A 19,123-nucleotide genomic window follows, 5' to 3' on the forward strand; every position below is an offset into this window, starting at 1 on the left:
TTTAGTTATTCTCCAAGTGAAGGTTGGCCGCTTTTTTGATCATGCGACTTCCGTTATCATCTGTGTATTCGTACGTAATGACGTAATAGTACGTACCACTTGGAAGCTTACTTCCCTTATCAATGGTTGCTTTTCCTTCAGAATAGCCACGGAAAACATTACTGCTTCCATCGCCATTGGGGTCATACCCACGGGTTTCATACACCCGTGATCCCCAACGATTGAAAATTTCAACCTTATTGTTGGGATAGTTCTTGATATTATCGATAATAAAGTAATCGTTCTTGCCATCACCATCGGGTGTTACTAAGTTGTAGATCACGATATCTCCGTCTAAAACCCAATCCTCTTTCACGGTAGCAAGGGTAAAAAACCCATAGCCTTTTACAGTTGCTATAGTGGTTACTTCTTTGGTTGACATATCCACAACCCCTCCTTCGTCAACCCAAAGTTGTGCTTTATCATCCCAACGGACAATGTGCAAGTTTGCTTCGGGTGTTTTCAATACTTCGGGCGAGGTGGTTGTCTCATTCCAACTCAGGGTTAAGAGCACATCACTAGTATTATTTTCTCCTTTATCGATCAGCCAATATTCTTTGGTATTTAGGGTATTAATTACCCCTACTTTATTGGGACGAGACTCAAAAAAGGCAGGATCGTCATAGGTATATGCACCAGTAAAAGCATCTTTGCTTCCTTTAGGTGCAGAAATACGCGCATAGCGGTATTTTCCTTGATCGCCACTAGGATAAGTAAACGACTCATTTCCAATCTTTTCAATCACTCCATCCACATGGGCTTCATCGCGTACATTCAAGGTCGTTGAGCCATTTTGAAATGTGATCATTCCATGAGAAACTCCAGTAACCGCATTCTTTTCGGGATCTACTTTGATAATACCAGATTGAAAATCGGCTGTTCCGTATATATCGATATTCTGCTTCAAATCAAAAGCCACCTGTTGAATGGGATTGTCAAACTGTACATTGTAAAAAGAGGCAATTCCGTCTCCAAGTAATTGCTTGATTCCGTTAGGACGGCCATCAACGGTAAATATAGTTGTGGAGGTTTTGTGATTTTCTGTAATACCATATAATCCATCATTTAAAAAATGTTGAAAGTAAATTACAGTTCCATCATTGGTTACATCTCCAGATTCTTGATTTTCAAAGGTACCTTCAAAGGAGACCAAATCTCCTGATGATACAGACAAGACCCCTTCGTTGCTGGTCAACGAAGGTTCCTGACTGTAAGTTGTTATACTAATACAACAGAAGGCTACTGCAGTAAATATTATTTTCTTATTCATGCTTTCTTTTTTTTGGGGTTCTACAATCGTTTTGACAATTAGTGGTGATCGTAATAGTGGTCATCCGTATTGCGCTGCACATAATCAATTGCCCAAGCCAAGAAGTTCATGGTAAAGTGGCTGTTGTACGTTGCTGCACTACTATTTCCTTTTGACCCAGACCCTGTTGCAAAAGTAGCATTTGAAGAACTTCCACTTGCTCCAAAGACTGTGTGTTTAAAGAATCCACTATCTCCAACATAGACAAAGGCATGTTGGTTGTGTCGGACAACCCAACATTTAGTTGGATCGGCATCATAGCGAATATAAGAGGATGGTAGATTATTAATTATTCTACCCGAAACATCTTCTCCAAGCATTCTTCCTCTAACATCAAAAAATGGTCCTACAAGTAAAGGATCGTTTGTATTAACTAACGTATGGAATGTACTTTGCAAAGAAATGCTTGCATTTCCACCTCCTGCTAATTGGTTAATAAAATTAGCGGCATGACCTCCATCCGACTCGTTTACAATCATCGCAGCACCTCTTTTGTTTACTAAGAATTCATATAATGCATTATTCTTGTCTCGATCAAAACCAAAATTTAAAGACCCCATAACAATATCGACCTTATTATTTCTCAAAGCCGCAATAAAATTATTTGCAGTGCTATGGTTTCCTGAAACTACAGTTACACTCTCCACTTTAACGATTCCATGTGGTCCAAAATAAGCTGGATTTTTAAATAAGCCTGCTTTCGTACCATCATCTACTCTAAAACCAGCACTACTTCCTGAAGCTAAAATCACCATTGGTCTATACAGTACAGGTACTACAACAGTTCCTCGTTGTTCTGCGTTTCCAACGCTATTTCCAAGAAGTTCCATCGTATAATGTTCCGCAATTTGAGGGGTACCTGCCGCAGTTAATACCATAGTTACTTCACGGCCAACCTCGGCATCCGTTAGTGTTCTAATTCCTTTATACGTAATACCATTAACAGGGTTTGTTGTTTCAATCACAGCCTCACCAGGGAAGATAACCTTAACTGGTAATTCAATTTGATTGGGTCCTGTCAAGAATGTTGGTTTATAAGGGCGTAGTTTTCCGATTACTCTTGCTCTGCTCCAATCTACTTCATACTGTACCGGGGCACCCGACACTGGAATATCGTAGTTACAACCATCCAATTCTGTTAATTCAGGTGGATAAGAAGCATCATAATCATGGGCTCCTTTAGAGATCAACTTCATTTTTACGGTTATATTTCGATTGCTAACCGTTGGCTTACCTGTACCAACTTTAGGTGTTAGCACAACATTCTGTACATCATCTCGTAAATTATTAAATACAAAGTCAATTAACCCTGAAGTAAATTCTATTTTTTCGGTTTGATTTCCATAGCCTATACCCTCAATTTCAACTGTTCCTGTTAGTTCACCACGACCAGTAGCGTTAACTTTTAGTGGAACGTGTATTTTATGGTCTGCCGTTAGATTCACGTTGTATTCAAATACCCCTTCATGGCTGATTGGATACTGAGCATTTGCACAATAAAACGCTACAGTCAGCGGTTCAATTGGCACAGTATAGTCATAAAAATCAGGCGATTGTCCTAATTCAACTTGAACATGTGAATTAGTAAAGAAATTCAAAGGGGTATTTCTTGGAACAACGGGTGCTCCTTGACCTCTTAAAATTATTTTGGCTGTTCCGGCAGCAATTTCTGCATTCGTTAAGGCACGTCTACCTGAGAATCGAATTCCATTGTTGTCCAACGTATTGATTTCAACCGTTCCGCCCATCGTAATATTTGAAATAGTTGCTTCAAGGTTTCCACTTTTCGGATCAGTCATGTTGACACCAGTAAAAAACTTTCCTACTGGATTAATATGGGTAATCTTATATTTTAGTGATTCTTTTTCAACAAAATTGTTGATTACACAGCTCGAAGTCTTTCCGTTTAATACAAATTTAATCTCATCGCCTGAGCTTGTTGGTGCTCCATTTCCATCACGTAAATACCCTTTTATGGGAGTACCTGATCCTCTTAAAACGATGTGGTAATTCCCTGCATCAGGAAAGATACCGCTGCCTTGAAAAGCATATCCATTGGGTTCTGTACCGTTATAAGCTGTAGCTTCAACAGTATATCTACCAGGTGTTGACACACTGACTTCAAGGAAAATCATATTCGAACGCTCTTTTAAGAACACCCCTTCAAAATAATTTCCCTCTATTTGGATGGTTGAACATTTGCTATTCTGAATTACAAAAGTAGCAGGCTCAATTTCTCCACATAGATTTAACCATCTGTCTCGAGATTCATTATAGAACTCCATACAATCGATGGTCGTATTATATATCATTAATCCTTGCTGTAAATCCGCTTTGGGAATATTTCTACGCTCACTCGTTGTCATTTTAGGCAACAAGAAACCTTTTTCTACCGAACTTAGATCTAAAATACTAAAAGGTAATACATCACTAGCTGGCTCACTAACCGATAGGTCAGATAATTTCATTCCATTTCTATTGTTTGTATTTTGCCCTTGTGCTGTAGTGATACAAAAAAAGACGGCTAAGAATATATAATACAATAATTTATATTGTTTTTTTTCTAAATTCATATGCATTATTTTTTGATTAAAGAAGCTGAAACCTACTAAGACGTTTCAGCTTCTTCTCTATTAATTAGAAGGTCTATTTTCTTTCACATAGTCGATAGCCCACGCCATCACGTTTGCATAAAGCACACTATTGTATACTGTACTACCTTTATAGTAAGGTTTTCCAACTGGTGTACCATCTGCTAAATATTTTGAAGGCCAAATAGAAGTATGCGTACTTGTAGAGGTTCCTACAAACCATCCACCATCTCCGAAGAAAGCAAAACCTAAATCTCTGTGTTTAAGTCCCCAAACCTCAGATGCGTCACCGTCTTTAGAGATCAACGGTACAAGGTTAGTTGGTAGATTGCTGTAATACCATCCATTTGAAGCATCGTTTCCTATGTATTTTCCACTCAAGTTTCCGAAAGGTCCGTTGATAATAGGATCGTTACTTGCGCTGTTTAATACTGGGTTTAGCATGGTATAACGACTAGAGTGGTTAATTCCACTACTAGCTGTTAACTGCTCAATAAAGCTCTTCGTCGTCGAATGTACTCTATTCTCATCTCCAACAATCAACACTCCTTTTTTGTTTTTCACGAAGTCAAGGAGAACTTGATTGGTTTGCTCTGTTGAGTTGTATCCAATAACATTAACAATGATATCTACCTTGTTTGCTTCAATAAAATTACCCAAGTTTTGACCTTGTAGTTTGGTATCTAGGATGCGGATGTTGTTTACTTTTACAGTTCCATTTGGTCCAAAATTAACACGACTGTTTAAGATTGCTCCACCTGCATAGGCATTAGACGTTGATGGTCCATAATTCTTATGTCCTAAACGCAGGACAACTATCTCTCTATATCGCACAGAAACCATAGCGGAACAGGTTGTTGTTCCCGCTTGACTGTTCGTTGTTAGGGTGTAAGTTATATTTCCTCCTACCGTGTATTTTCCAGTTGGAACTAAGCGAATTGTTTGCTGTCCTTGTCCATTGAATGTACCTGAAGCACTGAAACTAACACCGTTGACTTCGTTCGTACTAATTGTATATGGACCTGGATAATCTACATTTACTTGAACTTCAATATAGTGATTCCCTCCTAAATTTGAATCTACTGTGTAAGTTCCATTTACTTTTACTGTGCTACACAAGATAGAGTAGCGAATCGGTTGTACTTCTACAGTAATTTCTGGGAATGTTGCACAAATTGCAGCTGTTCCAGGTGTAAGGTTGGTAAACTTAATTGCTGTTGTTCCCTTTGGAATCATTGTTTCTTCCGGATAAAGGGTTACAAACTGAATATTGTTTCGATTTGCATTGAAGGCTAAGTTTACATTATTTGCTTTAAAACTAACTGGTGTTGTTGTCGTTCCAGTAACAAAATGACCTTTTAATTCAATAGAGGTTGTTCCTGGTGCTAAAACTTCTACTGGAATCAAAATAGAATTTGCCTGAGATAATCGGGTGTCTTCTTGGTAGGATCCTCTTATTTCAATAGGATTGTTCACATCATCACAAACTAAATTAAATGCGACAGGTTTTACGTGAACCATCACTTTGGCATTCGTTGGATTGGTATGACTAATCGAATTCGTTGTGAAGGTAAACACATCAGGATTTGCAGCTGAGGTAGAAACAACGGGTGTTCCCTGCCCTACTACTTCAATTGATTGTGATCCTTCACTTGTAAATTCACCTGAACCACTAAAAGACATTCCATTTGTTGTATTGGATTGTACTCTCCAGAAGCCTGTTCTTGTTACATTAACATCTAATACGACTTTATTGTCGTTTGCATTCAAAGGAACTCCGATGTAGGCATCCCAAGCAACTACTTTATTTTGTGGTTCATTAATCGTAAAATTAAGATCCGAAGGTTTTACTTTGATACGCGTATTCGCACAAACTGTACTTACTTTTCCGTTCACCGAAAAGGTTAATAAATCCCCTTGAATTTCATTTCCTGTAAGTGGTGTACCAAGACCATCCAAGGCAATTGTGTAAACCCCGGCTGCATTAAAACTTCCACTTTTGCTAAAAGAATAACCATTTTCAGGGTTTGGTGTAGCCGTAATATGATACGAACCTGCTTCTTGTACATTCAATTGTACATAGAGAATATCAGTTTCTTTTAAGAACTTTCCTTGTTCTAAGTAATCATTGCCTGATGCACTTAGGACAATTCGACTACAATCAGTTAAATCGGCAATAGCTGGAGGTAATGTTCCACATAAGCTCAACCAACGATTCCCTTCTCTACTGTAATAATTGATACAATCGGTATCTGTATTGTAGATAACTAAACCATTTCCACGTTCTACATCTGTAATATTAATAGCATTTCGCTCTGCTGTTGTCATACGTGGAAGTAAAAATCCTTTGGTAGAACTTTCTAATTCCAATAATGTTGCAGGCGCTGCTGTCACAGCACTATTGGCTACCGAACCATCCGTAATCTTCGTTGTGTGAGGATTATTTTGTCCGAAGGTGGTGGCTATTGTACAAAACACAGCCACCATCATCCATACTATATATTGAATAGATTTCAAGTTATTTTTTTTCATCAATATCATTTTTGACTTATACAATTATCTATTTTAAAAGCGCTTCAAGTGCTTCTAATCGCTTAGTTAAATCCTGTACTTCATTCTTCAATACTTGAATTTCATCCGCTTTTTGATCTAACTCTTTTTTCTGTTCAATTAGGTGTAAGAAAAGTTCTTCTGTTTTTTCCAATAATTGAATGGATAACTCTGATACGTTAAATGAATACCCAGTTTCAGTTTTTTCCAATTCGCTAATTGGTGTAATTCCAGGTAAATGTCTATTTGTTTTAATATAGCTATCTACTGTAGTTAAATCATTAAATGTATAGTCATATTTCAACGAAGAGAACCCATCAAAATAGTTTTCAAATACATAATCCGCATAGTAGCTATTTGTAGCAGTAATACTACCATTTACACGCAATCGTTCGTTTGGTGCAGCTGACTTGGTAGTATAACCAATACCTACCCATCCCATGGTATAGATATCTTGATCATTTTTAGTTGCTTGCACCCCATTACCTGTATGCCAAGGCTCTTGAACAAGCTCATTGAACGAAATAATAGTTGCGTTTTTATTCTCGTCTGTATAAATTAATTCGCGCGAATCTAATTTTGCTTCTAACTGAGTTAAGGTTTCAGACTGCTCAAAAATATCCTTGATATAAATTGGGTTCTTCGACTTTTCTTCGTCTTGGAAAACTAAAGCTTTACCAACACCCGCATAATTATCTTCTAAGGTTAATGAGGTAATCGTTTCTAAACTATTACTACCCGTTGATCCAAATAATTCTGTCCCTTTAATTTCCACATCTTCATTCGCCTCATTTTTATATACATACTTGGTAGCCTCATAGGTTCTCAAATACGTTTCTCCTGGGCGTTCAGTTTCTTCGTGTACTTCTAAATATTCGCCATTCACTTCATCCAAATACACATACATATCGTATTTCTCTGGGGTTAATGTCGTTTTCGTTTCCTTACTTCGAATTTCGGTAGTCAGGTTAAATTCATTATTCCCTGCAGTAATGATAATATCATCATTTACGTCACGTACAACCGAAACATCTCCAGTAGATGATGAAATAAAAGTTTTTAATAGCGTTATTACTTTAGGATCTTGGATAATTTTCTCAAAATCAGTGATCACATCTTGGGTAATTTCCAATACTACATCATCTTGCTCTCCTGTTTCATCAACGAAATAGTACTCAATCATTCCTGTCGTTTGATTGCTTCCTTTTTCCATTTTTGTTAGAGTCTCAGCGAATTTTATCTCAATTGCATCTTGCCCATTATTGAATACAAATCCTGCTTTTACTTCTTCTTTATTCAGATTGGCATCCGTCGTCTTTAAACTGGCTAGTGCTGAATTATTCTTAATCACCGTTTTAAATTCATTACTATTTCCAAGTTTTGTAATAAACTCTTGGTTGTCTACAAGTTCTGTTACAAATACGTCGTTGTTCGCGATGATTTTTCCTAAGTCATCCATCTTCACAGCAAACACATTGTTTTCTGTATCAGTAATCGTTAAGAATTCATCTGTCGCTACAAACGATTTGATTTTCGTATTCCCTAATGCATCCCAGCTAATTACTACCGGTTGCTTATTGTCATCGTAGTAGAAGAAAGTGTTGTTTACTGTATCGTAACCTACGTTTCCATAAACGTCTTTTAATTCTTCAATGATGTTGGTAATGAACTCATTGTTGTTGGTGATTTGCTCAATGAACTCTACCTTATTTCCAAGTTTTGTAATAAACTCTTGGTTGTCTACAAGTTCTGTTACAAATACGTCGTTGTTCGCGATGATTTTTCCTAAGTCATCCATCTTCACAGCAAACACATTGTTTTCTGTATCGGTAATCGTTAAGAATTCATCTGTCGCTACAAACGATTTGATTTTTGTATTCCCTAATGCATCCCAGCTAATTACTACCGGTTGCTTATTGTCATCGTAGTAGAAGAAAGTGTTGTTTACTGTATCGTAACCTACGTTTCCATAAACGTCTTTTAATTCTTCAATGATGTTGGTAATGAACTCATTGTTGTTGGTGATTTGCTCAATGAACTCTACCTTATTTCCTAACTTGGTAATAAACTCTTGGTTATCTACAAGTTCTGTTACAAATACGTCGTTGTTCGCGATGATTTTTCCTAAGTCATCCATCTTCACAGCAAACACATTGTTTTCTGTATCAGTGATCGTTAAGAATTCATCTGTCGCTACAAACGATTTGATTTTCGTATTTCCTAATGCATCCCAGCTAATTACTACCGGTTGCTTATTGTCATCGTAGTAGAAGAAAGTGTTGTTTACTGTATCGTAACCTACGTTTCCATAAACGTCTTTTAATTCTTCAATGATGTTGGTAATAAACTCATTGTTGTTGGTGATTTGCTCAATGAACTCTACCTTATTTCCAAGTTTTGTAATAAACTCCTGGTTGTCTACAAGTTCTGTTACAAATACGTCGTTGTTCGCGATGATTTTTCCTAAGTCATCCATCTTCACAGCAAACACATTGTTTTCTGTATCGGTAATCGTTAAGAATTCATCTGTCGCTACGAACGATTTGATTTTCGTATTTCCTAATGCATCCCAGCTAATTACTACCGGTTGCTTATTGTCATCGTAGTAGAAGAAAGTGTTGTTTACTGTATCGTAACCTACGTTTCCATAAACGTCTTTTAATTCTTCAATGATGTTGGTAATGAACTCATTGTTGTTGGTGATTTGCTCAATGAACTCTACCTTATTTCCTAACTTGGTAATAAACTCCTGGTTGTCTACAAGTTCTGTTACAAATACGTCGTTGTTCGCGATGATTTTTCCTAAGTCATCCATACTCACAGCAAACACATTGTTTTCTGTATCGGTAATCGTTAAGAATTCATCTGTCGCTACAAACGATTTGATTTTTGTATTCCCTAATGCATCCCAGCTAATTACTACCGGTTGCTTATTGTCATCGTAGTAGAAGAAAGTGTTGTTTACTGTATCGTAACCTACGTTTCCATAAACGTCTTTTAATTCTTCAATGATGTTGGTAATGAACTCATTGTTGTTGGTGATTTGCTCAATAAACTCTACCTTATTTCCAAGTTTTGTAATAAACTCTTGGTTGTCTACAAGTTCTGTTACAAATACGTCGTTGTTCGCGATGATTTTTCCTAGGTCATCCATCTTCACAGCAAACACATTGTTTTCTGTATCGGTAATCGTTAAGAATTCATCTGTCGCTACAAACGATTTTATTTTTGTATTCCCTAATGCATCCCAGCTAATTACTACCGGTTGCTTATTGTCATCATAGTAGAAGAAGGTATTGTTTACTGTATCGTAACCTACGTTTCCATAAACGTCTTTTAATTCTTCAATGATGTTGGTAATGAACTCATTGTTGTTGGTGATTTGCTCAATGAACTCTACCTTATTTCCTAACTTGGTAATAAACTCTTGGTTGTCTACAAGTTCTGTTACAAATACGTCGTTGTTCGCGATGATTTTTCCTAAGTCATCCATCTTCACAGCAAACACATTGTTTTCTGTATCGGTAATCGTTAAGAATTCATCTGTCGCTACAAACGATTTGATTTTTGTATTCCCTAATGCATCCCAGCTAATTACTACCGGTTGCTTATTGTCATCGTAGTAGAAGAAGGTATTGTTTACTGTATCGTAACCTACGGTTCCATAAACGTCTTTTAATTCTTCAATGATGTTGGTAATGAACTCATTGTTGTTGGTGATTTGCTCAATGAACTCTACCTTATTTCCAAGTTTTGTAATAAACTCTTGGTTATCTACAAGTTCTGTTACAAATACATCGTTGTTCGCGATGATTTTTCCTAAGTCATCCATACTCACAGCAAACACATTGTTTTCTGTATCGGTAATCGTTAAGAATTCATCTGTCACTACAAACGATTTGATTTTCGTATTCCCTAATGCATCCCAGCTAATTACTACCGGTTGCTTATTGTCATCGTAGTAGAAGAAAGTGTTGTTTACTGTATCGTAACCTACGTTTCCATAAACGTCTTTTAATTCTTCAATGATGTTGGTAATGAACTCATTGTTGTTGGTGATTTGCTCAATGAACTCAATATTGTCACCTAACTTGGTAATAAACTCTTGGTTGTCCACCAAATTCGTAACGAACGTACTGTTGTTGGCAATTTCTGCTACGTCTAAGCGAACAGCGTTGTTGTCTGAGTCTGTAATAATCAACTGATCGTTGAGCAATTCAAAACGAACGTTGGTCGTATTTAATGCAGACCAATCAATTTCGTGTTCTACGCCATGCTCATCGTAATACACAAATGTATTTGTAGTCGAATTGTAGTTTACATTTCCATAGGCTCCTTTTAGTTCCTTGATAATGTTCTCAATAAACTCGTTATTATTTGTAATGTGCTCAATAAACTCAATATTGTCACCTAACTTGGTAATAAACTCTTGGTTGTCCACCAAATTCGTAACGAACGTACTGTTGTTGGCAATTTCTGCTACGTCTAAACGAACAGCATTGTTGTCTGAGTCTGTAATAATCAACTGATCGTTGAGCAATTCAAAACGAACGTTGGTCGTATTTAATGTAGACCAATCAATTTCGTGTTCTACGCCATGCTCATCGTAATACACAAATGTATTTGTAGTCGAATTGTAGTTTACATTTCCATAGGCTCCTTTTAGTTCCTTGATAATGTTCTCAATAAACTCGTTATTATTTGTAATGTGCTCAATAAACTCAATATTGTCACCTAACTTGGTAATAAACTCTTGGTTGTCCACCAAATTGGTAACGAACGTACTGTTGTTAGCGATTTCTGCTACATCTAAGCGAACAGCGTTGTTGTCTGAGTCTGTAATAATCAACTGATCGTTGAGCAATTCAAAACGAACGTTGGTCGTATTTAATGTAGACCAATCAATTTCGTGTTCTACGCCATGCTCATCGTAATACACAAATGTATTTGTAGTCGAATTGTAGTTTACATTTCCATAGGCTCCTTTTAGTTCCTTGATAATGTTCTCAATAAACTCGTTATTATTTGTAATGTGCTCAATAAACTCAATATTGTCACCTAACTTGGTAATAAACTCTTGGTTATCTACAAGATTGGTAACGAACGTACTGTTGTTGGCAATATCTGAAACTGCTAAATATACACTGTGACTTTCACTATCCGTAATCACTAAGGATTCCTCTCCATTTTTTGAGGGATTTCCTTCAATTGTAAATGTGTTGTTTTTGCGATCTTTGTATGTATCGCCAGAAAGTAAAGGTGTCCATTCATTAGATTTCCAATAATAAAACCCTGCAGTTAAATTCGCACTACCTGTGTGATATACGAGTAAACTTTCTACTTTTTCCCCTTCGATAGGCGAAAAATCACTTTTGTTTCTCAACTCTACTCGAGGAAGTAAAACTCCTTTTTTCAGCGCCACAATCTCCAATTGTGCAGAACTAGCTGCTTTTCTGGTACCGATACCAACTTGAGCCATTGCTGAACTACTTAACATTAGTACTACTAGTGGGATTAATCTTCTTATCATATCCAATTTTTTTGTTATACAACTCATAAAATCTTGTTATACAAAGTTACGCCTATTAAATATATTCTTATAATAAATCTTAATATTTACAAATAAAACAAGTAATAACACAAAATAATTAAATTATCTTCATCTATTTGATTAGAAAACAAAGAAAACGCATAGCGCCAAAAAAGTTAATTATTCGCATATAATCACTTTTTTAATGAATTAAATCTTCTTAGCAGAATAAATTGAAAAACAAGGAATTTTTGAACAAAAACAATCTCAAAACGAGTAGGTCAAAAAATAAAAAAAAAATAAATTTTTCGCATCGCCATTTTTTCTCTTTATAGAGAGAAGTTACACATTATGCATTTAAAAACGTCAGACGTTGATGTTTTTAGAAGAAGTTCACCATATTCGATCTTTAGCTAAAAAACAACGAATTTGCTGTTATGCATGCATATAAAAATATACCTATTACGCTGTGCTTTTCAGCAGGACAAAGTCGCAAAAAATGAATAGATCAAAAAAAAGGGAGCCCTTTTGGGACTCCCTTTGATCTAAACAAAACTATTTACTACTTTATAAACTTATATTTCGTGTATAAAAATTAAATTCTATGAGGTAAAACTACTTACAGATTCATAATAATGAATTCACTTCGTCTATTGGCTTCATGTTCTTCATCCGAACAATCTACCCCATTGCTACAACGGTTAATTAGTTGACTTTCACCATATCCTCTACCTGTTAATCGGCTCTCCTCAACTCCTTGGCTTATCATCCATTTCATTGTTGCTTGTGCACGTCTCTCTGATAAACTCATGTTGTACTCATCATTTCCACGGCTATCGGTGTGGGAACGAACGTCTAACTGAATTTTTGGATGTTGTAGTAATACATCGACTACTTTTCTCAATTCAACTTGCGCATCCGGGCGAATAGTTGCAGAATCAAAATCAAAGTGGATTGGAGATAATTTCAATTTCTTAAATAAGTCATCTCCTTTTTCAATCAATTCAATTTCAATATTTACGCGTTGTTTAACATCGCGATTCGTATCTACCGTAAACTCTTTTGAAAAATAACCTTCTTTGTTCACAAGAACGCGGTATTCCCCTCCACACACTAATTTATCTGTACTATAATACCCCTGTTCATTCGTGTAAACTTTGTCAATTAGCTTGTTGTACATATCGAAAACTTGGATTTCTACCTCTACAATTCCTCCTTTAGAATCGACATCTGACACAAGCCCCTCCATGATTTGATAGCAGGGTTTTTCAACGAAGAGATAGATATCATCTGCGCCGTATCCTCCAGGTCTGTTCGAACTGATGAACCCTTTTTTCGTATTTGCATCAATATAAATTCCAAAATCGTCATAAGGGCTGTTGATGTCTGGTCCTAAATTAACAGGAGTTCCTATCTTTCCATCTGCATTGATCTTAGCTTTATACAAATCTAATCCACCAAATCCAGGATGTCCATCACTGGCAAAATAGAGCACATAATCTTTAGAGATAAACGGTAAAGTTTCTCTTCCACTGGTATTGATTTGTGTTCCCAAATGTTCTATTAAACCAAAGCGACCTGTCTCAAAAACACTTACGCGAAACAAATCTGACTGTCCTAGACCTCCTTTTCGATCTGAGACAAAATACAACCACTTCTCATCTGGAGTTAATGCGGGATGTGCCGTATTGTACTCGTCTAAATTGAAGGGTAACTCTTCTACTGCTCCCCAACTTCCATCGGCTTGCTTTCTCGCTTTATAAATTTTTAGCAAAGAAGCTTCATCTTCATTGTATTGGGCGCGTTTTCCTCCTTTTGTCGATCCATAATTACTCGTAAAGTACATGGTTTTACCGTCTTTAGTAAAAACAGCCGTCCCCATATTGAGTTCCTTAGACGCTATTTCTTTGGCAAATAACACAGGCGCTTCAAAACTTCCATCTTCACCGATTGCAGTTGCATACAATTTAGTAAAGTGTTGATCCGTCCAGGAGTGCACTTTATTCTTCATTTGGTCATTTGCACGAGAGGAAGTAAAAATCAAACGATTCTCAAGCAAGGTAGCTCCATAATCTGTAAAGGCGCTATTAACTGTCAAGTTAGCTATTGTAAAACGAGAAGCTGGCAAAGTTTGATTCACGAGTTCTTCATTGGTAATAAACAATTGAGAACGAGAATCTGAAGCCTTTAATTGGGCAAATTGCTGCAAAATTTCATCCGCTTTTTGAATGAAATTCATCGATTTAAGCGTTTGTCCGTATCGATAGTAGTATTCTTTGTCTAGGCCTGCGAGGTCCTTGTCCTCATAGGTACCGTTAAACAATTCGTCATACCATTTGAATGCTTCTTCAAACTTGGCATTGAAGTAATAAGAATCTCCTAATTTACTAAGTATAGAGGCATTCACTTGTCCTCTTGCGATCATCTCTTCATACACTTTGATCGCATCTACATAAGCAAACGTATCAAATTTGTGATCTGCTTTTCGCTCCTTTCTAGTTTGTCCTATACTAGGTAAGCTGAACAAAATAAAAAACAGCACAAAGCTATTGAATATATATTTTCTAACCATAACTGCTTTCGTTTAGAAGAATCGTGGAGCGATTTTTCTCTTATTATTACTAAATAATTCGAACTTCATGAAGATTTCATGAGAACCAGAGTGGTATTTCGCCAATTTACTAGTATCGGCATCATAGGTATAACCAATAAACAAGCCATCTGTTACCTGAAATCCAGCTAATCCACTTACAGAAGCATCCCAACGATAGGCAGCTCCAACGGTAAATTTCTCATAAAGCAGGAAATTGGCTGTTAGATCTACTTGTAGAGGAGATCCTGTCATCACCTTGACTAAGGCAGCAGGTTTAAATTGTATCTCTGGGTTAATCTCAAACACATAGCCCCCCATAAGGTAGAAATGTGCTTTCTCTTTCATTAGTTTGTAATCACTATGGTTGTATACATTACTAGACAAAATCGTTGGTGCTGAGAGTCCTACATAGGCTTTATCTGAATATAGATAAACCCCAGCCCCTACGTTTCCGGAAAATTTACCACTGATATTGTCTGCAGCAACCGGATCTGTACCATCGTAAATTTGTAATTTGTTGTAGTCCACATCTAGTAATGATCCAGTTCCTTTCAATCCAAAAGCCAACTTATAGTGGTAGTTCAATTCTACGGTATACGCTAAATCAACTGCAAAACTGTTTTGATCAACAATCCCCAAGCGGTCATTCTTAAAGTGAAAGCCCATCCCTAGGCCCGAATCATTCAATGGAGTCGTTCCTGATAAATACGCTGTTTTTGGTGCACCATCAAGTCCTACCCATTGGGTGCGATATAAACCAAAAAGCTGTAAATTACTCACACTACCCGAATAAGCAGGGTTGATCGCCCCAGGGTTATACATGTACTGTGTATATTGAGGGTCTTGTTGTGCAAAAGCGGAAGGAACAGAAATCAAACCTAAAATTGCAAAAATTACACTGTATATTTTATTTTCTATTTTCATCTCTTGCCCGTTTAATTATTTTCCAAATGGAGGTTAGCGGCTTTCTTTATCATGCGACTGCCATTAGCATCAGTGTACTCATAGGTAAGTACATAATAGTACGTCCCACTAGGTAGTTTACTCCCTTTGTCTATCGTAACATTTCCTTCAGAATAGCCTCTAAATACGTTACTACTTCCATCTCCATTAGGATCATACCCCTTAGTTTCATAAACGCGTGCTCCCCAACGATTGAAAATTTCAACTTTACTATTCGGGTAATGCTGGATATTGTCGATAATAAAATAATCGTTTTTACCATCTCCATTTGGACTAACCATATTGTAAATCACAATACCTCCATCTAATACCCAATCTTTCTTCACTGTTGCTAAAGTGAAAAATCCATACCCTTTCACAGTCGCTACAGTGGTTACTTCGCGCGATGACATATCTACAACTCCTCCTTCATCTACCCAAATCTGTTGCTTGTCGTCCCAACGCACAATGTGCAAATCTTCTTCTGGTGTTTTCAAAACATCAGCATCCGTAGTTGATTCATCCCAACTTAAAGTCAACAACACATCACTTGTATTGTCTTTTCCTTGGTCAATCAACCAATATTCCTTTGTATTCAGCGCATTTATCACCCCTACTTTAGTCGTACGGGACTCGAAAAATGCCTGATCATTATAGATATATTCGCCAATAAACGCATCTTTACTGCTCTTAGGAGCCGAGATACGCGCATAGCGATATTTACCCTGATCTCCAATTGGATAGGTAAATATGTCTTGCCCTATTTTTTCAATAACTCCATCAACATGTGCCTCATTGCGGACATTCAATGTGGTAGATCCATTTTGAAAGGTCATCATACCATAAGATACCCCTGTTAGTGGATTCACTGCAGGATCAACTTTAACAATGCCCTCTTGAAAATCTGCAGCCCCATATATATCTATATTCTGCTTTAAATCAAAAGCAACACCTTGAACAGGATTGTTAAACTCCACATCGTAAAAAGATGCTATTCCGTTACCTGTCAGTTGTTTTACCACATTAGTTGTGCTATTTACGGTAAAAATAGTTCTTGACGTTTTATTGTTTTCAGTAATTCCATACCAACCATCGTTGATGAAATGTTGAAAATAAACCACAGTTCCGTCGTTGGTGACGTCCCCTGATTCTTGATTTTCAAATGTCCCCTCAAAAGAAATCAGATCTCCTGAAGACACAGACAGAATCCCCTGGTTGCTAATCAACAACGGGTCTTCTTGCCCATACATTATTAAACCACTACAAAATGCGGTTAATACTGTATATAAAATTTTTCTTTTTTTCATGCTTTTCTTTTTTGGTTCGTTAGTTTAGTTACACCGTAACCAATACTTACCTATCATATAAAGTAATCTGTAGTAGGAGTCATCGATGGTTATAGCGCAGGTACATGACTTGTCCTATTCCTGCTCCTTTTCAGTTTACTTTATTTTTTTTTCGTATACTTGAACAAGTAAAATACCTGTTCCGAAATTTTCTCTTCCATCTGTAAAGTCTCCAAAGTAAACTATTCCAGCACCTCCTTCGATATAGGGTAAAGTGGAATAAGTAAACGACATGGTATTGGCCGTTTTATTGACTACGATATCAGTAGCCTTACCCGTAACTGGCATAGAAGCAATGTAGTATCCATCAAAAGTAGTTCTTGTTTCAAAACTGGTATATTTTCTAGATCCTTCATCAAGCTCCTCCCTTCTGTTGTTAGCATTGTTTGTTTTCATCAACGTAATGCCCGCATAACTTGGAGCCGACCTCCACATGGTTACCGGAATATTGTATTCAATAGCTATGGCCACTTCAGTAAAAGGTTCTACCTCAACTGTAATATCTAAACCTAAACGGGAATAGCCCGCATTGCTTCCCCCGGCATTTACCACCTCAGGGTCTATCATCTTGTAAAAGATATCTTTTGCTTCATAGTTATCCGCCCCTTTAGGGATATACCCTAAATCGCCATTTTCATTGGCTACCACTACTTTGGTTGAAGGCAGCGTAGTGTTTATGGCACGAAGGCGAACTTCTCCGTCTACATCCAAATCCGCTTTAGGTTGCTTTACGCTAATTCCCACTTGCGCATAGGTCATTCCTGTACACAATAAAAAGCATACTACTTGTAAGAGTTCTTTTACCATCTTAATAATCAAAAACATTAATATTCATTGATCCTCTTCCCCAATTGTAATTTTTTCCTGTTCCGCGAGCATACATTCCAAATTGGGTTGGTGTACCTTTGGTTTCCCCATACAAGCGGTAGGTTATCTTTATCGGAGTATTAGAGGGATTCTCAATTGCGTCATAATAGGTATTGGCAACAGCTCTACCATTGGCGGTACCTGTTCCGATATAGGCGCTAGGTGGACTATAACCGCGACTTGCTTCATTTATAAAGGCTTCCGTAGCAGTATTGATTTGACGGCTTACATGTACCATCAAATTACCATTAGTACCAGTCATAATAGGAACACTATAGTGAAGTTCAATCAGAAATTTTGCATAAGGGGGAACCTCAATCGTAATATCTGCATTTAAATTTATCCTATTGGGTGCTCGAGCAACTACTACCGCAGGCATCTTTGAGAAATAACTCGTGCGATAGATAAAATTTCCCTCTTCTTTTACTTTTGCTCCTACATATCCCTCTTGATCCAAAAAAAGAAAATGATTGTATTCTTCTTGGCGATCACTTACATCAGGCAAGCCACTAAACTTAGTTTGTACGTTGATGTCGAGAGCCGCTTCTGGCTGGGCAACCCCAATTCCCACCTGAGCAAAAGTTAAGGTAGACATAAGCAATAGGATTGCTAAACTATATTTATATTTCATCTTGATTCGTTCTACAGTGCTTTAAAAAATACCATGCTTGAGAATACACCTACACCAAAATTTTGGGCTGTAGCGGTATCACTAAAATAAAAGGAAGCCACATTTGCATTCTTACTTTCGATAAAACCTTGGAGTGAATAGGTCACACTTTCGGTAGCAGAAGTAGTATTTTTAACAACATCTACGTATTTCCCATCGATGTAAGAACCGCCATGAGAAGTAGCATTTGGGACACTATAGGTGGAAGGAAAAGTAAATTTTCTCGCCCCCAACGGCAGATGTCCTGCTTTACTAGAGATCAATTTGATTCCCGCATAGTCGGGCAACGTAGCTATTGTATTGGGCAGTTTATATACCGGAATATTATAGGTGAGCACCACGATGATCTCACTAAAAGGGGGAACATCAACAGTTAAACCTACCCCTAAATCAACACTTTGATTCGGTTCCACCAACACTGGAGGTACGAATTGCTTTTTCAAACCATCATAGTAAAAGCGCTCTTTAACTACTTCTGAAGCGGTTAAATTACCCGCATCATCACTTGTAAGTTGTCGCGATAACGCTCTATTATTGTCTAGATTTTGAAAGCGAACTGTTCCTTTTACTTCGAATTCTTGCGTTGGCTTACTAATTCCAATTCCAACTTGTGCATGTGAACACATGCCTATCAGTAGAAAAAAGAAAAAAATGGTCGTGTTTAATTTTTTGCTCATAATCCAATT

10 protein-coding genes are annotated in these 19,123 nt (G+C 37.1%); all 10 read right to left on the bottom strand.

The window, feature by feature from the left end; all coding sequences use genetic code 11:
* Position 1: 1 nt before the first annotated feature.
* The gene (locus H4K35_RS04540; RefSeq protein ID WP_182626200.1) at positions 2–1,309 is read right to left on the bottom strand and encodes a gliding motility-associated C-terminal domain-containing protein; all 1,308 of its coding nucleotides are present in this window, start codon (positions 1,307–1,309) and stop codon (positions 2–4) included.
* Positions 1,310–1,347: 38 nt separating this feature from the next.
* A complete protein-coding gene (locus H4K35_RS04545; RefSeq protein ID WP_255492363.1) occupies positions 1,348–3,921 on the bottom strand; it encodes a hypothetical protein in 2,574 nt (857 codons plus the stop codon).
* A 60-nt stretch (positions 3,922–3,981) separates the two neighbouring features.
* Positions 3,982–6,471, bottom strand: coding sequence for a hypothetical protein (locus tag H4K35_RS04550; protein WP_182626202.1), 2,490 nt, complete (start codon positions 6,469–6,471; stop codon positions 3,982–3,984).
* Positions 6,472–6,499: 28 nt separating this feature from the next.
* Positions 6,500–12,019 carry a hypothetical protein gene (locus tag H4K35_RS04555; protein WP_182626203.1) on the bottom strand — a complete coding sequence of 1,840 codons (5,520 nt, stop codon included), beginning with the start codon at positions 12,017–12,019 and terminating at the stop codon, positions 6,500–6,502.
* A 619-nt stretch (positions 12,020–12,638) separates the two neighbouring features.
* Entirely contained in the window at positions 12,639–14,591 is a 1,953-nt protein-coding gene (locus H4K35_RS04560; protein WP_182626204.1) for an OmpA family protein, read from the bottom strand.
* A 12-nt stretch (positions 14,592–14,603) separates the two neighbouring features.
* On the bottom strand, positions 14,604–15,536 hold the full coding sequence (locus H4K35_RS04565) for a type IX secretion system membrane protein PorP/SprF (RefSeq protein ID WP_182626205.1): 933 nt from the start codon (positions 15,534–15,536) through the stop codon (positions 14,604–14,606).
* A gap of 11 nt (positions 15,537–15,547) precedes the next feature.
* Positions 15,548–16,861 carry a gliding motility-associated C-terminal domain-containing protein gene (locus tag H4K35_RS04570; RefSeq protein ID WP_182626206.1) on the bottom strand — a complete coding sequence of 438 codons (1,314 nt, stop codon included), beginning with the start codon at positions 16,859–16,861 and terminating at the stop codon, positions 15,548–15,550.
* A 135-nt stretch (positions 16,862–16,996) separates the two neighbouring features.
* On the bottom strand, positions 16,997–17,707 hold the full coding sequence (locus tag H4K35_RS04575; RefSeq protein ID WP_182626207.1) for a hypothetical protein: 711 nt from the start codon (positions 17,705–17,707) through the stop codon (positions 16,997–16,999).
* A 1-nt stretch (position 17,708) separates the two neighbouring features.
* Positions 17,709–18,398, bottom strand: a complete 690-nt coding sequence (locus H4K35_RS04580) for a hypothetical protein (protein ID WP_182626208.1) — start codon at positions 18,396–18,398, stop codon at positions 17,709–17,711.
* 11 nt (positions 18,399–18,409) lie between these two features.
* Entirely contained in the window at positions 18,410–19,114 is a 705-nt protein-coding gene (locus H4K35_RS04585) for a hypothetical protein (protein ID WP_182626209.1), read from the bottom strand.
* Positions 19,115–19,123 lie beyond the last annotated feature (9 nt).

The sequence above is a fragment of the Myroides sp. NP-2 genome, from assembly GCF_014145665.1.
GTDB lineage: Bacteria > Bacteroidota > Bacteroidia > Flavobacteriales > Flavobacteriaceae > Flavobacterium.

Bases quoted from the DNA above. Each gene is read 5' to 3' on its own strand.
- H4K35_RS04545 (WP_255492363.1), bottom strand. From the start codon at position 3,921: ATGAATTTAGAAAAAAAACAATATAAATTATTGTATTATATATTCTTA.
- H4K35_RS04540 (WP_182626200.1), bottom strand. From the start codon at position 1,309: ATGAATAAGAAAATAATATTTACTGCAGTAGCCTTCTGTTGTATTAGT.
- H4K35_RS04565 (WP_182626205.1), bottom strand. From the start codon at position 15,536: ATGAAAATAGAAAATAAAATATACAGTGTAATTTTTGCAATTTTAGGT.
- H4K35_RS04585 (WP_182626209.1), bottom strand. From the start codon at position 19,114: ATGAGCAAAAAATTAAACACGACCATTTTTTTCTTTTTTCTACTGATA.
- H4K35_RS04555 (WP_182626203.1), bottom strand. From the start codon at position 12,019: ATGATAAGAAGATTAATCCCACTAGTAGTACTAATGTTAAGTAGTTCA.
- H4K35_RS04580 (WP_182626208.1), bottom strand. From the start codon at position 18,398: ATGAAATATAAATATAGTTTAGCAATCCTATTGCTTATGTCTACCTTA.
- H4K35_RS04550 (WP_182626202.1), bottom strand. From the start codon at position 6,471: ATGAAAAAAAATAACTTGAAATCTATTCAATATATAGTATGGATGATG.
- H4K35_RS04560 (WP_182626204.1), bottom strand. From the start codon at position 14,591: ATGGTTAGAAAATATATATTCAATAGCTTTGTGCTGTTTTTTATTTTG.
- H4K35_RS04575 (WP_182626207.1), bottom strand. From the start codon at position 17,707: ATGGTAAAAGAACTCTTACAAGTAGTATGCTTTTTATTGTGTACAGGA.
- H4K35_RS04570 (WP_182626206.1), bottom strand. From the start codon at position 16,861: ATGAAAAAAAGAAAAATTTTATATACAGTATTAACCGCATTTTGTAGT.